Origin of the sequence: Microlunatus kandeliicorticis, assembly GCF_014137855.1 — a bacterium.
In the GTDB taxonomy this organism is placed as follows: Bacteria; Actinomycetota; Actinomycetes; order Propionibacteriales; family Propionibacteriaceae; genus Microlunatus; species Microlunatus kandeliicorticis.
Genome location: NZ_JACGWT010000003.1, coordinates 385,814 through 400,720, shown reverse-complemented (window position 1 = coordinate 400,720; position 14,907 = coordinate 385,814). Strand labels below are relative to the sequence as shown.

Sequence of the window (14,907 nt, the reverse complement as noted above, 5' to 3'; positions counted from 1 at the left end):
CTGAGCCTGTCGAAGCGCAGGTGCTCCCGCCCTTCGACGGGCTCCGGGCACCGTGGTGAGGAACGCGCTCTGAGCCTGTCGAAGCGCAGGTGCCCCCGCCCCTCGACAGGCCCAGGCCACGCGGAGCCTCAGCCGGCCAGAGCGACGTCCTCGGACTCGGTGACGTCGTCGGCCGAGCCGGAGCCCAGGGTCTCGCTCAGATAGCGACGCGCCTCGTGGTCCCCGACGATCTCGCCGTCGGCCACCACCAGCACCCGCTGCACCCAGTGCAGCGACTGCGGCCGGTGGGTGACCACCAGCGTGGTCCGGCCGCGCGAGGCCACCCGCATCGCCTGGTTGACCTTGCGCTCGCTGGCCAGGTCGAGGTTGCTGGTCGCCTCGTCGAGGATCAGGATCGCCGGGTCGTTGATCAGCGCCCGGGCCAGACAGAGCAGCTGGCGCTGCCCGGCCGACAGCGACCGGCCGCGCTCGGTGATCACCTGGTGGTAGCCGTCGGGCAGCCGCGAGATGAACTCGTGCGCGCCGACGGCCCGGGCCGCCGCCTCGATCTCGGCGTCGGTCGCCTCCGGCCGGGCGTACGCGATGTTGTCGCGCACCGACCGGCTGAACAGGAACGGCTCCTGCGGGACGTAGCCGAGCTGGCGGCGGTAGCGCGCCAGGTCGAGGTGCTCGAGGTCCTCGCCGTCGATCAGGATCCGGCCCTCGGTCGGGTCGTAGAACCGCGACACCATCTTGACCGTGGTCGACTTCCCGGCCCCGGTGCGGCCGACGAAGGCGACCCGCTGACCGGCCGGGATCCGCAGGTCGACCCGCTTGAGCGCGTCGGTCGAGGTGCCGGCGTACCGCAGCCGGACGCCTTCGAGCTCGATCTCGCCGCGGACCGCACCCGGGTCGAGAGCGTCGGCGCGCACCGGCGTCGAGGTCTGCAGCCCGAGCAGCTCACGGATCCTCACCAGGCCGGCGCGGGCGCGCTGGTAGACGTCGAACACGGTCGCCATCTGCTGCACCGGCGCGAACGCCTGGGCCAGGTAGAGCAGGAAGGCGAGCAGCGTGCCCAGGGCCAGCGAGCCGTTGCCGATCAGCACCGAGCCGACCCCGAGGGTGGCCGCGGTGGCCGCGGTGGACAGGAACTCGATCATGCCGACGTAGGTCGAGGTCGCGAACGCGCTCCGCCGCGACCACAGCATGAAGTCCCCACCCAGCCCGGAGAACGCGGTCAGGTTGCGCTGCTCGCGCAGGTAGGCGTGGGTGACCCGGATGCCGGCCAGCGACTCCTGCAGGTTGGCGTTGAGCAGCGAGGTCCGCTCGCGCGCCTCGTCGTAGGCGACCGAGGCCCGGCGGCGGTACCACCAGGTGCCCAGCGCGGCCGGCGGGATCACGCAGAGCACGATCAGCGCGAGCCGCCAGTCCAGACCGACGATCACCACCGACATGCCGCAGAAGGTCAGCACCGCCATCATCAGGTTGATCAACCCGACTTGGAGCAGCTCGGCGATCGCGTCGATGTCGGAGGTCATCCGGGTCATCACCCGGCCGGTCTGGGTCCGGTCGTAGAAGTCGATGCCCAGCCGTTGCAGCTGGCCGTAGACCCGCGACCGCAGCGCGACCAGCAGTCGCTCGGTGGTCCGCTGGGTCTGCAGCTGCGAGCCGCGCTGGACGAAGAACAGCCCGGTGACCAGCGCCAGGGTGGCCGCCGTCACCAGCGCGAGCGCGGTGGTCGACTTGCCGATCATGCCCAGGTTGACGCCCTCGCGGATCAGCAGCGGGTTGATCAGGTTGAGCACCGCCTCGGCGGCTACCAGCAGCAGGCCGGCGAGCAGCCCGAACCGGTAGGGCTTGAGGAAGTGCAGCAGGGTGAACCGCTCCTGCGTGCGGCCCTCGGCCTCGAGGTCCAGACCCGGGGTGTCCCCGAAGTCGGGGAGCGCGGCGATCCGGGCCGCGATCCGCGGCGAGGTGGGCTCGGAGAGCGAGCGCAGCGCGGCGGGCAGCCGGCCGGTCTGGTCGGCCCGCGACTCCCAGGACGAGGCGGTCGGCTCGAACTCGCCGCGCCGGGCCGCGGGCAGCAGCTCGGCCGCCGCCTGCTCGCCACCGGCGGTGCCGGCCGGGACGTCCTCGGCGAGGTCGCCGAACAGGTCGCGGTAGAGCGGGCTGCGGGCGAACAGTTCCTCGTGGCTGCCGGTGTCCAGCACCCGGCCGCCCTCGACCAGCACCACCCGGTCGGCCATCCGGACCGTCGACTCGCGGTAGGCGACCATGATCGTCGTCCGTGCCTCGAGGAACGGGCCGAGGTTGGCGTGGATCTCGCGCTCGACCGCGACGTCCACGCTGCTGGTGGCGTCGTCGAGCAGCAGCACGTCGGGGTCGGTGAGGATCGCGCGGGCCAGCGCGACCCGCTGCCGCTGACCACCCGACAGGGTCATGCCCTGCTCCCCGACCACGGTGTCGTAGCCGTCCGGGGTGGCGGTGATGAAGTCGTGCGCCATCGCGGCCCGGGCGGCGCGCTCGATCTGCTCCGGGGTCGCGTCGGGCACGCCGTAGGAGATGTTGGCCGCGATGGTGTCGGAGAACAGGAAGCTGTTCTCGAACACCACCCCGACCCGGCGCCGGAGCTCGGCGGCGGACTGGTCGCGGACGTCGACGCCGTCGACCAGCACCTGGCCGTCGACCGCGTCGAAGAACCGCGGCACCAGCTGCATCGCCGTCGACTTGCCGCAGCCGGACGGCCCGACCAGCGCGATCGACTCGCCGGCGGCCACGTCGAGGTCGAAGCCGTCGAGCACCAGGTGCCCGTCGCCGTCGGCGTAGCCGAAGGACACGTCCCGGAAGCTGATCGCCCCGGCGCCGGTGGCCCGGACCGGCTCGGCCGGCTCGACCATCGAGGGACGCAGGTCGAGGATCTCGCCGACCCGCTCGATCGCCGCCTGGGTCTGCGGGAAGTTGCTGAGGATCATCCCGGCCACCCGGGTCTTGCCGGCGAGCCCGGTCAGGTAGGACGAGAAGGCCAGGAACACGCCGATGGTCAGGTGGCCGGTCAGCACCAGGCCGCCGCCGAGCGCGAGCATGATCACCTGGCCGACCTGCGGGCCGGCCATCAGCGAGGCGAAGAACGGCGCGCGCAACCGCACCGCCCGGACCCGGGCGGCGAACATGGCCAGCAGGGTGCGGTGCAGCCGCGCGGTCTCGGCGTCCTCCTGGCCGAAGGCCCGGACCACCCGCACGCCGGTGACCGACTCCTCCACCTCGGTGGTCATGTCGGCCTCGCGCTGCTGGGCGTCCCAACCGGCCGCGTGCACCCGGGTCCGCATCCGGTGGGTGACCGCGAAGACCACGACGATGATCACCACCACCACGGCGGCCAGCGGCGGGGACAGCGTGATCATGATGACGATCGAGACGCTGATCCCGATCACCGTCGAGGCGACCTCGGGCAGCCATCCCATCCCGACCTGGATCCAGCGCAGGTCGCTGCTGGCCCGCGAGACCAGCTGGCCCGACTGCAGCTGCGCGTGCCCGGTGAAGTCGAGTCGCTGCAGGGTGTCGTAGATCCCGTTGCGCAGGTCGTGCTGGACGCGCAGCGCCGCCTTGGCCGACAGGTAGCGCCAGGTCGCCGAGAGCAGGAAGATCACCACACCGGCGGCGCCGAGCAGGCCGATCATCGGCACCACCGGCAGCCGGTGGGTGACGATCGCGTCGTCCACGATCCGCTGGGTGAGCAGCGGGACGAAGGCGGTCAGCGCCGCGTACAGGGCGGCCAGGGTCATCGCCGAGCCGACGATCAGCTTGTGCCGGGCGAGGTGCGGCCGGATCCGCGGCCACCACCCCGGGGCGTCGGGCACCGAGCCGGCCGGATCGACGGGCGGTGCGGAGGACGGGATCGGACGGGGTCTGCGGAAGGGCAGCAGGGTGGCCGTGGGGCCGGACATCAGAAGGTCTCCAGACGAGCGGTGACGATTAGCAGTGAGGCAGGGGCCGGGCGCGCGGCGACCGGCCGGGACGCGCGGCGACGTGGGCGCGCGTGCGGACGAGACGTGGGGGAGTGGGGAAGAGAGACGAGGGGACCCGAGGTGGGTCCGTCGGGCCGCACTGCGGCCCGGCACATCAGGGCTGGATCACCTGGTGAACACCGGCTTCGTGGACGCGAAGGAACGTTCGGGCCGGTCCATCATCACCCGCGGTCCGGGCGAAGACCAGCCGGATAGCCTTGCTATTGAGCTTCGCAATGGCAGTGATACGAACCGTCCGCTCAGGAAGCGCAGCCCGGCGGCGGAGCCGGGGTTCGGCGGCGCTCCGTCCGGCCGTCCCGGGTGTCGGTGCGGACGGGTAGGTTGGTCCGGTGAGTTTGGCGGGACTCGTCGATCTGTTCGCCACCGACCCCAGCGTCTCGGAGTTCGTCGGTGACGCACGCTCGCGTACCGTCAGCGCGCTCGATCTGACCGCGCCGCCGCAGGTCCGTCCGCTGGTCGCCGCGGTGCTCGCCGCGAGCACCGAGCGCGGCGGGGCGGACCGTCCGGTGCTGCTGGTCACCCCGACCTACCGCGAGGCGGAGGCGGTCACCGAGGAGCTCGGCTCGCTGCTGCCGCCCGAGCAGGTCGCCTACTACCCGGCCTGGGAGACGCTGCCGCACGAGCGGCTCAGCCCGCGCTCGGACACCGTCGGTCGCCGGCTGGCCGTGCTCCGCCGGCTGGTGCACCCCGACCCGGACGCCACCCCGCTCAAGATCATCGTCGCGCCGATCCGGAGCGTCCTGCAGCCGCAGGTCAAGGGGCTGGCCGACCTGACCCCGGTCCGGCTCGCGGTGGGGGAGGAGTTCGCCCTCGACGACCTCGCGGCGGCGCTGGTCGGGGCCGCCTACGTCCGCGTCGACCTGGTCGAGCGGCGGGGCGAGTTCGCCGTCCGCGGCGGGATCGTCGACGTGTTCCCGCCGACCGAGGAGCACCCGGTCCGGGTCGACTTCTTCGGCGACGAGGTCGAGGAGATCCGGCACTTCTCGGTGGCCGACCAGCGCTCGGCCGACGACACCGTCACCGAGGTGGTGGCCAGCCCGTGCCGCGAGCTGCTGCTGACCGACGCGGTGCGCGCCCGGGCCGCCCAACTGGCCGCCGACCACCCCGAGCTGGCCGAGATGTGCGAGCGGATCGCCCAGGGCCACGCGGTCGAGGGGATGGAGTCGCTGAGCCCTGCCCTGGTCGACGGCATGGAGCTGCTGGTCGAGCTGCTCCCCGACGACTGCCACGTGCTGATCGCCGACCCCGAGCTGGTCCGCGGCCGTGCGCAGGACCTGGTCACCACCAGCCAGGAGTTCCTCGGCGCCTCCTGGGCCGCTGCGGCCGGCGGCGGCAAGGCCCCGATCGACCTGGGTGCCTCGGCCTACCGCAGCCTGGCCGACGTCCGCGAGGTGGCGCTCGGCCACGGCTTGGCCTGGTGGTCGCTGTCGCCGTTCAGCGCCGGCCCGGACGCCGAGACGGCGACCCAGCCGGTCCGCACCGAGGACGGCGAGATCGTCGACTTCTCCACCCGGGTCAGCGGCGTCGGCGTGGAGTCCCGCACCCTGGCCGCGCACCCGGTCGAGCAGCACCGCGGCGACACCGAGGCGGCGGTGGCCGACATCGCCGGCCGGGCCCGGGACGGCTGGCGGGTGGTGCTGGTCGCGGAGGGCCGCGGCACGGCCCGGCGGATGACCGAGCTGCTCAACGACCGCGAGATCCCGGCCCGGCTGGCGGAGCAGCTCGACGAGGCGCCGTCGGCCGGGCTGGTCACCGTCAGCTGCGGCGAGATGCGGCACGGGGTGCTGCTCGACGGCGTCTCGCTCGCGCTGTTCACCGCCTCCGACCTCTCCGGCCAGCGCAGCACCGACCGCGAGACCCGGCGGATGCCGGCCAAACGGCGCAACCAGATCGATCCGCTCGAGCTGACCGCGGGCGACCCGGTGGTGCACGAGCAGCACGGCGTCGGCCGCTACGTCGAGATGACCCAGCGCTCGGTGGGGGGCTCGGTCCGCGAGTACATGATCATCGAGTACGCGGCGAGCAAGCGCGGCCAACCGGGCGACCGGCTCTACGTGCCGATGGACCAGCTCGACCAGATCACCCGCTACGTCGGCGGGGAGTCCCCGACGCTGGACAAGATGGGCGGCGCGGACTGGTCGAAGCGCAAGAGCCGGGCCCGCAAGGCGGTCCGTGAGATCGCCTCGGAGCTGATCAAGCTCTACGCGGCCCGGCAGGCCTCCCGCGGCCACGCGTTCGGGCCGGACACCACCTGGCAGCGCGAGCTCGAGGACGCGTTCAACTACGTCGAGACGCCCGACCAGCTGGCCTGCATCGACGAGGTCAAGCACGACATGGAGCAGGTCATCCCGATGGACCGGCTGATCTGCGGCGACGTCGGCTACGGCAAGACCGAGATCGCGGTGCGCGCCGCGTTCAAGGCCGTCCAGGACGGCAAGCAGGTGGCGGTGCTGGTGCCCACCACGCTGCTGGTCCAGCAGCACCACGCGACCTTCGCCGACCGGTACGCCGGCTTCCCGGTCAACGTCGCCCCGCTCAGCCGGTTCGTCTCGGCCAAGGACACCAAGGCGACCATCGAGGGCATCGCCGACGGCACCGTCGACGTGGTGGTCGGCACCCACCGGCTGCTGTCCGGCGAGATCCAGTTCAAGGACCTCGGGCTGGTGATCATCGACGAGGAGCAGCGGTTCGGCGTCGAGCACAAGGAGCAGCTCAAGCGGCTGCGGACCAGCGTCGACGTGCTCGCGATGTCGGCCACCCCGATCCCGCGCACGCTGGAGATGGCGATCACCGGCATCCGCGAGATGAGCACCATCACCACCCCGCCGGAGGAACGGCACCCCGTGCTCACCTTCGCCGGTCCCTACGACGAGGCGCAGGTGGTGGCGGCGATCCGCCGCGAGCTGCTCCGCGAGGGCCAGGTCTTCTACATCCACAACCGGGTCCAGAGCATCGACAAGGTGGCCCGGCGGCTCGGCGAGCTGGTGCCCGAGGCGCGGGTGGCCACCGCGCACGGCCAGATGGGGGAGCACCGGCTCGAGCAGGTGATGGTCGACTTCTGGGAGCGCCGCGCCGACGTGCTGGTCTGCACCACGATCGTCGAGGCCGGTCTGGACATCTCGACGGCCAACACCCTGCTGATCGAGCGGTCCGACACCATGGGCCTCAGCCAGCTGCACCAGCTCCGCGGTCGGGTCGGTCGCGGCCGCGAGCGCGGGTACGCCTACTTCCTCTACCCGCCGGAGAAGCCGCTCACCGAGACGGCGCACGACCGGCTGGCCACCATCGCCGCGCACACCGACCTGGGTGCGGGCATGGCGGTGGCGATGAAGGACCTCGAGATCCGCGGCGCGGGCAACCTGCTCGGCGGCGAGCAGTCCGGTCACATCGCCGACGTCGGCTTCGACCTCTACATCCGGCTGGTCGGCGAGGCGGTCGCCGAGTTCCGCGGCGACGACCGCGAGCCCGAGCCCGAGGTGCGGATCGAGCTGCCGGTCGAGGCGCACCTGCCGGTCGACTACGTCGAGTCCGAGCGGCTGCGGCTGGAGATGTACAAGCGGATCGCCGAGGTCCGCGGCGAGGAGGACATCGCCGCGGTGGTCTCCGAGCTGACCGACCGGTACGGCGCTCCCGGTCCTGCGGTGACCAACCTGCTCGAGGTGGCCCGGTTCCGGCTGGTGGCCCGGCAGGCCGGGCTGACCGACGTGATCAGTCAGGGCAACCAGATCCGGTTCTCCCCGGTGTCGCTGCTCGACAGCCAGCAGCTGCGGCTCAAGCGCCTCTACCCGGGCAGCGTCGTCAAGGAGGCGGCCGGGCTGATGCTGGTGCCGCGGCCCAAGACCGCGGTGATCGGCGGCGCCCCGGTCCGCGACGCCGAGCTGCTGCGGTGGTGCACCGAGGTGATCAACGCGGTGCTGCTCAGCCGGCCCGCCGCGGCCGCCTGAGCGTCGCGGCGCCGGTCCCGGGCTGCCGTCCCGCGCGGGGCGGGTGCCGTAGGATCCGAGCCCGGACCCACCCACCGGACTCCGCGACGCCGGCGTCGCGACCGAGGAGGATGCCGCAGTGAATAGGACCACGGGTCGCCGTCGTTGGTCGGTCGTCTCGGCGCTGCTCGTCGCCGGCGTCCTGGTCAGCGGCTGCACCGAGTCACCCGACGCCGCCGCGGTGGTGGACGGCAGCAAGATCAGCCGGTCCACCCTCGAGCAGTCGGTCACCGCGGCGGGGGAGGTGCTGGCCGGATCCGGCAACACCCTCAGCCGCGACCAGGTGCTCACCGTGCTGATCCAGGGCGAGATCGCCGAGCACGTCGCGCAGCAGCAGGGGATCACCATCACCGACGCCGACCGGGACGCCGAGCTCAGCGAGCAGGCGCTGTCCGTCCCGGCGGCCCGCGACTTCGTCTACGACGTGGCCGACACCTCGATCATGACCAAGCGGCTGGGCGAGCAGCAGTTCGCCAAGCTGATCGCGGGCTCCGACGTGGTGGTCAACCCGCGCTACGGCAGCTGGCAGCCCGGGCAGAGCGTGACCGTGATCGCCGGCAACGGCTCGCTGTCGCAGGTGCTGCAGCAGACCCCGTGACCGGCGGCGAGCTTCTCCGGCTGGCCGAGGTGATGCACCGGCTGCGGGCCGACTGTCCGTGGGACGCCGAGCAGACCCACCGCTCGCTGGTGCCCTATCTGGTGGAGGAGACCTTCGAGGTCGTCGAGGCGCTGGAGACGGTCGCCGGCGACACCGAGGCGGGGGACGTCCAGCTCCGGGAGGAGCTCGGTGACCTGCTCTTCCAGGTCTACTTCCACGCCGAGATCGCCGCCGAGCGCGGCGCGTTCGACCTCGACGACGTGGCCGCCGGGATCGCGGACAAGCTGGTCCGCCGGCACCCGCACGTGTTCGCCGGCGAGGACGTCCCGGATGACCTCCTCGACCTCTGGGAGCGGCGCAAGGCGGTGGAGAAGCAGCGCAGCTCGGCCCTCGACGGGATCCCCGACATGTCGGCGCTCTCCCGCGCGGCCAAGGTGGTCGGCCGGGCGCGGTCGCACCGGGTCGACGTCGAGCTGGACGCCACCCCGATCAGCGCGGACGAGCTCGGCCCCGCGCTGCTGGCGCTGGTCGCCCGCGCGCAGGCCAGCGGGATCGACGCCGAACAGGCCACCCGGGACGCCCTCCGCGCGCTCGAGGCGCGGGTGGTCGCCGCCGAGCGCGGCTGACCCCCCGCGGTCGATCGGTTCAGCCGTAGACCCGGTCGAGGTCGTCGGTGGCGGGGTGGATCCGGCCGGCCGGCCCGGCGGCGAAGGTGTGCAGCACGGTGGCGGTCACCCGGCGGACGAAGGCGCCGGTGCGACCGTCGAGTCCGTGGTCGTGGCCCGGTCGCCCCGGGCCGCGGGCGCGGAGCGCCTCGACCCAGCGCATGGTGCCGCTGGCGAACACGCCGGCGCCGGCGGGCAGGGTGGCCCAGGACGCGTCGGCGTGGGTGGGACCGTCGGCCATCAGCACGGGTGAGTGGGCGAGCACCTGGATCGGACGCGGAGTGGGGTAGGCCGGGTTGACCCGGTCGAACTCGACGCCGACCAGGTGCGGGAAGCTCTCGCCGGCGCGGACGCCGGTGCCGGCGAACACCCACGCGCCCGGGTCGGTGACCCGCCACGGCTCGTCGCACGGGAAGCCCTCGTAGAGGACGCCCAGCAGTCGGCTCTCCGGGTCGCGGTCCGGTGCCAGCCGGTAGTCGGTGGTGGCCGGGTCGCCGGCGCGGTAGCCGGGGTCCAGGGCGTAGTCGCCCTTGTAGCAGACCACGGTCCGCGCGGGCCGGGCACCCGAGGACGGGTCGGACGGCGCGAGCCGGATCCGGCGGTAGCAGGCGTTGGCGCCGAGCACGGCGAGGTTGGTGCCGGCGTCGCGGGCCGCGGTCACGTGCCGGCGCTGCTCGGGCGACCAGTACTCGTCGTGGCCGGGCGAGACCATCGCCACCGCGCCGTCGAGCGCGTGCGGGTCCCCGGCGACGTCCGGGCCGGTCAGATAGCCGACCGGGAGCCCGAGCCGCTCGGCGAACTGGACCAGCGGCTGCTCGTAGACGGCGAACAGGCCGGCCCCGTGCTGCTGGCTGTACGGCCGGTCGAGGGTGACCTCCAGCGAGCGGCTGGCCAGGGCGCCGTCCGGACCCTGGTAGAGGCTGTAACCGCCCCAGGTGTTGTAGGCCTGCCAGGTGGCCGGCGCGTTGATGATCACCAGCCGGCCGCGGACGTCGGGCGCGGTGACGGTGAGCGGGACGAACCGTCGGCCGCTGCCGCGTTCGGCGTCGAGCCGGAGCAGGTAGCAGCCCGGCGGCCAGCCGGAGGTGTCGACCTCCAGCGTGCGGGACCAGTCGGCCCGGGCCGTGCGGGTGACCGGGGCGACCCGCGGGGCGGGTTGCCGACGGCCGGCGACGGTCGGCGAGGTCCACACCAGTCGGGCGCCCGCGCCGCCGTACCACCCGATCCGGAAGGCACGGACGCGGAAGGCGCCCGCGCGGCTGCTCACGTGCAGACCGAACGCGCCCCCGACCGGAACGCTGCTGCGGTCGGCCCAGCCCTCGACGGATGGGTTCGACGGGCTCGCGCCGGTGATCCCCCAGTCCGGGTCACCCGGCCGGGCGTTCTCGGCGACCACGTCGAACGCGGCGTCGGCGGTGGCGGGCCTGGCCGGAGCGGGCGGGGCCGGTGTGGACCTCGCCGACGCGGTCGGTGGCGGGGTGGAGCCGTCGGGCCGCGGACCGGGCTCGTCGGTCGAGCACCCGGCTGCCGCACCGATCGACGCGGCGGCCGCTCCGGCGAGCAGGCGGCGACGGGTGGGCATCGGCCCATCCAACCGGGATCGGCCGGCGAGAGGGAGGCGACCTCAGGCCGGGTTCAGCGCCGGCCGGTGCGGGTCGGGTCCGGGGCGAACCCGACGGCGGGTAGCTCCGGCGGGCCCAGGGTGAGCCCATGGCCGAAGGGATGTCGCGGTCACCCTGGCTTGGCGCGGCGCAACCGGCGGCGCTAGTCGGTCGTGCGCCGAATCGGTCGGACGCTGCGTCGGTCGTCCGCGGGGGCGGTCGGCGCGCTGCTGCACCGCCGTCCACGCTGAACGGGCTCAGCTGCCCGGGGTGCCGCCGACCTGGGTGAGGAAGTCGTGGCAGCGGCGGGCTCGCTCGGAGTCCTGCGCCATCATCTCCTCGAAGAACGAGGCGACGTCCTCGAGGCCGGCGTTCCGGGCGTCCCGGACGTACTGCCCGTAGTCGTGCCCGGCCTTGAGCGAGTGGTACTGGACGCTGATCAGATCAAAGCTGACGTCCTCGAACCCGGTCTCTCCGGTGGCCATGGTGCTCCTTCCGTCATGGAATGGTCACCCGGCCGGTACCCGCCGTCCCGCCCGACAAACGGCGGACGACGCGCGCCGCGCCTGGCCGCCGGTCTCAGATCTCGGCCGGCTCCTTGAGCGGCAGCCGGACCGCGAACCGGGTGTCGCCCGGCTCCGAGGTGACGCTGAGCTCGCCGCCGTGCCGCTGGGTGACGATCCGGTGGCTGATGTCCAGCCCGAGCCCGGTGCCCTCGCCGGTCGGCTTGGTGGTGAAGAACGGCTCGAAGATCTTGCCGCGCACCTCGTCCGGGATCCCGACACCGGTGTCGCAGATCTCCACCACGACCGACTCGTGCTCCTCGTCGCGCCGGGTCCGGACGGTCAGCGTGCCGCCCTTGGTGCCGCCGGCCTGCTGGGCCGCCTTGATCGCGTGCACGGCGTTGTCGATCAGGTTCGTCCAGACCTGGTTGAGCTCGCCCGGGTAGGCGGGGACCGACGGCAGCGTCCGGTCGTACTCCTTGGCCACGATGATGTCGAACTTCTTCAGCTTCGCGCTGAGCATGACCAGGGTCGAGTCGAGCCCGTCGTGGACGTCGATGTCCTGGTGCGGAGCACGGTCCATCTGGCTGTACTGCTTGGCCGCGTCGACCAGCGAGCTGATCCGGTCGGTGGCGTCCTCGATCTCGTTCATCAGCAGCTCGGTCTCGAGGGAGTAGGCGAGCCAGTGGACGCCGTCGCCGAGGTTCTCCCCGGGCAGCGCGCCGATCAGGTTCTCCTCCAGCCAGTCCGGGGTGATGCCCGAGGCGACCAGCGTCGGCGCCAGCTCCCAGCCGGTGTCCTGGCCGTGGTCCTCCAGCCAGTCGGTCAGCTCGTCCTCGGCGTCGGAGGCCTGCATCGGGGTCAGCTTGGGGGCCTTGGCCAGCTTCTCGACCGCCCGCTCCTGCAGGTCGGTCAGGTTGCGCAGGCTCTCGGCCGAGAGCCGTCCGCCGGCCAGGTGCGCCAGCTTGCGGCGCATCTTGGCCACCCGCTCGCGCAGGCTGGCGGTGGCCCGGACCGCGGCCGCCGCCGGGTTGTTGAGCTCGTGGGTCAGACCGGCCGACAGCCGGCCGAGGGCCAGCAGCCGCTCGCGCTCGGCGACGCGCTCGTTGCTCCGCCGCATCCCGAGCAGCAGGCCCTCCATCAGGTGCATGGCCATCGGGAACCAGGTGCGGATCTTGCCGCCGAACGCGCGGGCGTCGATCTCGAGCAGCGTCACGTCGGTGATGGCGTTGGCCGACCCCTGGTAGGGCGGGACCGTCTCGGACTGGACGAACGCCGTGGTCGCGCCGAGGTAGACGCCGCGCTGGTTGCTCCGGACCAGCTCGAGCTCGCTGCCGCCGACCGTACGGGCCATGGTCAGGGTGCCCTCGAGGAGCACGAAGAAGCAGGTCGCCGGCTCGCCCTCGGAGTAGATCCGGGTGCCCGCCTCGCGGTGCACCACGTGACCGTTCGCGGCGATCCAGTCGAGCTTCCCGGGGTCGAGCGACTCGAACAGGAACAGCTCGCGCAGCTGCTCCGGGGTGAGGCGGTCGCCGCCCTCGCCGTCGTGCGGGGTGCTCGTGGTGTCGGTGCTCGTGGTGTCGGTGCTGGTGGTGTCGGTCATCAGATCTCCTCACTCCATTCAACACCCGCGGGAGGGGTGCTCTTCCCGGCCGACCGCCGCCGCGCTCGACCATGAGGCCGGCGAGGGGGCCGGCGGGATGTCAGTGCCGGGCCAGGTACTCGTGGACGAGCGTGATGGCCAGCGCGCCCTCACCGACCGCCGAGGCCACCCGCTTGACCGAGGCGGCCCGGACGTCGCCGGCCACGAACAGCCCCGGCACGCTCGACTCGAGCACGTACGGGTCACGGTCGAGCGCCCAGCCGGCCGGTCGCCGACCGTCGTGGACCAGGTCCGGACCGGTGAGCACGAACCCGCGGGGGTCGCGGACGACCCGCTCGGGCAGCCACTCGGTCGAGGGGACGGCGCCGATGAACACGAACACGTGGCTGGCCGGCACCTCGGTGCTCTCGCCGGTGTTGGCGTCGAGCAGTGTGACCGAGTCGAGGTGCTCGTCGCCGCAGCACTCGACCACGGTGGTGCAGGTGCGCACCTCGATGGTGTCGATCGCGGCGATCTGGTCGATCAGGTAGCTCGACATCGACGCGGCCAGGTCGGGCCCGCGGACGGCCAGGGTGACCCGGCTGGCGTGCCGGGAGAAGAACACCGCGGCCTGGCCGGCCGAGTTGGCCCCGCCGACCACCACCACGTGCTGGCCGGCGCAGGCCTCGGCCTCGGTCGCGGCCGAGCCGTAGTAGACGCCGCGGCCGACCAGACCGGCGAGCCCGGTGGCCTCGTGCTGGCGGTAGGCGACACCGGTGGCCAGCACCACCGCACGGGCCTGGACCTGGCTGCCGTCGCCGAGGGTGAGGGTCTTGGTCGGGCCGGTCACCTCGAGCCCGGTCACCGGCTGCGCGCTGACGATCTCGGTCCCGAAGCGGACCGCCTGCCGGCGGGCGCGGTCGGTCAGCTGGGCGCCGGAGATGCCGTCGGGGAAGCCCAGGTAGTTCTCGATCCGCGAGCTCTGCCCGGCCTGGCCGCCGGTCGCCCGGCGCTCGACCAGCATGGTCCGCAGACCCTCCGAGGCGCCGTACACCGCTGCTCCCAGCCCGGCCGGGCCGGCGCCGACGATGACCACGTCGTACAGCTCGGCCGTCGGGGTGGTCTGCAGCCCCACGGCGGCGGCGAGCTCGGTGAGGTCGGGGTCGGTGAACACCCGGCCGTCCGGGGTGAGCACCACCGGGATCGCGGCCGGATCGGCCTCGGCCACCGCGAGCAGCCGGGCGCCGTCCGGTTCGTCGGCGGCGAACCAGCGGTAGGGGACCTGGTTGCGGGCCAGGAAGTCGCGCACCTCGTAGGAGCGGCTCGACCAGTGGTGCCCGACCACCCGGGTCTCGCCGGCCGCCGGGTCGGGGCTGGCCAGCCAGCCGGCGATCAGCTCGTCGATGACCGGGTAGAGCTTCTCCTCCGGTGGCTGCCACGGCTTGAGCAGGTAGTGGTCGACGTCGACCAGGTTGATCGCGTCGATCGCGGCCTCGGTGTCGGCGTAGGCGGTCAGCAGCACCCGGCGGGCCCGGGGGAACAGGTCCATCGCCTGCTCCAGGAAGTCGATGCCGTTCATCACCGGCATCCGGTAGTCGGCCAGGATCACCGCGACCCGGCCCCCGCGCCGGCCGATCTCGCGGAGCGCGTCGAGGGCGTCGGGACCGGAGTCCGCGCGCACCACCCGGTACTCGGAGCCGTACCGCCGGCGCAGGTCACGGGCGACGGCCCGGGAGACCGACGGGTCGTCGTCGACGGTGAGCAGCACCGGCTGCCGTTCGCGGGCGGACGGCGCCCCGGCGTCGATGGCAGTATCAGGAGCGGACGTGGGTGCGGGCGTGCTGATGGCGGACCCCCAGGGACGAGCAGGCGGGCACCGCGCGGGGCGCGGGCCCGAGGACGAGTCGGACGAGCCGGGCCCTATTGTTCCCGCCCCGGCAACCGGCCGGAACGGCGAGCGCCCCGCTCCCG

8 protein-coding genes are annotated in these 14,907 nt (G+C 73.2%); 3 read left to right on the top strand and 5 right to left on the bottom strand.

Annotated features, from left to right (window positions below; all coding sequences use genetic code 11):
• Positions 1 to 128: 128 nt before the first annotated feature.
• Positions 129 to 3,923, bottom strand: a complete 3,795-nt coding sequence (locus FHX74_RS10915) for an ABC transporter ATP-binding protein (RefSeq protein WP_182560136.1) — start codon at positions 3,921 to 3,923, stop codon at positions 129 to 131.
• Between the two features lie 410 nt (positions 3,924 to 4,333).
• Here FHX74_RS10915 and mfd point away from each other — a divergent pair, with 410 nt between their 5' ends.
• From mfd to FHX74_RS10900, 3 genes are all read left to right on the top strand, one after another.
• Positions 4,334 to 7,948, top strand: coding sequence for a transcription-repair coupling factor (gene mfd / locus FHX74_RS10910; protein WP_182560135.1), 3,615 nt, complete (start codon positions 4,334 to 4,336; stop codon positions 7,946 to 7,948).
• 118 nt (positions 7,949 to 8,066) lie between these two features.
• The gene (locus tag FHX74_RS10905; protein WP_182560134.1) at positions 8,067 to 8,585 is read left to right on the top strand and encodes a SurA N-terminal domain-containing protein; all 519 of its coding nucleotides are present in this window, start codon (positions 8,067 to 8,069) and stop codon (positions 8,583 to 8,585) included.
• A 32-nt stretch (positions 8,586 to 8,617) separates the two neighbouring features.
• Complete coding sequence (locus FHX74_RS10900; protein WP_182560451.1) at positions 8,618 to 9,211, top strand: MazG family protein; 594 nt, start codon at positions 8,618 to 8,620, stop codon at positions 9,209 to 9,211.
• Positions 9,212 to 9,230: 19 nt separating this feature from the next.
• Here the strand turns inward: FHX74_RS10900 and FHX74_RS20740 are convergent, their stop codons facing one another.
• The 4 genes from FHX74_RS20740 to FHX74_RS10880 form a co-directional block, all read right to left on the bottom strand.
• Positions 9,231 to 10,832, bottom strand: a complete 1,602-nt coding sequence (locus FHX74_RS20740) for a N,N-dimethylformamidase beta subunit family domain-containing protein (protein WP_182560133.1) — start codon at positions 10,830 to 10,832, stop codon at positions 9,231 to 9,233.
• 276 nt (positions 10,833 to 11,108) lie between these two features.
• A complete protein-coding gene (locus FHX74_RS10890; protein WP_182560132.1) occupies positions 11,109 to 11,336 on the bottom strand; it encodes an acyl carrier protein in 228 nt (75 codons plus the stop codon).
• 94 nt (positions 11,337 to 11,430) lie between these two features.
• A complete protein-coding gene (locus FHX74_RS10885; RefSeq protein WP_182560131.1) occupies positions 11,431 to 12,957 on the bottom strand; it encodes an ATP-binding protein in 1,527 nt (508 codons plus the stop codon).
• 100 nt (positions 12,958 to 13,057) lie between these two features.
• Positions 13,058 to 14,704 carry an FAD-dependent oxidoreductase gene (locus tag FHX74_RS10880; RefSeq protein ID WP_182560130.1) on the bottom strand — a complete coding sequence of 549 codons (1,647 nt, stop codon included), beginning with the start codon at positions 14,702 to 14,704 and terminating at the stop codon, positions 13,058 to 13,060.
• Between the last annotated feature and the right edge of the window lie 203 nt (positions 14,705 to 14,907).

What these genes read in the sequence shown, in the direction of transcription:
- FHX74_RS10890 (WP_182560132.1), bottom strand. Translation starts at nt 11,336, where the DNA reads ATGGCCACCGGAGAGACCGGGTTCGAGGACGTCAGCTTTGATCTGATC.
- FHX74_RS10885 (WP_182560131.1), bottom strand. Translation starts at nt 12,957, where the DNA reads ATGACCGACACCACCAGCACCGACACCACGAGCACCGACACCACGAGC.
- FHX74_RS10915 (WP_182560136.1), bottom strand. Translation starts at nt 3,923, where the DNA reads ATGTCCGGCCCCACGGCCACCCTGCTGCCCTTCCGCAGACCCCGTCCG.
- FHX74_RS20740 (WP_182560133.1), bottom strand. Translation starts at nt 10,832, where the DNA reads ATGCCCACCCGTCGCCGCCTGCTCGCCGGAGCGGCCGCCGCGTCGATC.
- FHX74_RS10900 (WP_182560451.1), top strand. Translation starts at nt 8,618, where the DNA reads ATGCACCGGCTGCGGGCCGACTGTCCGTGGGACGCCGAGCAGACCCAC.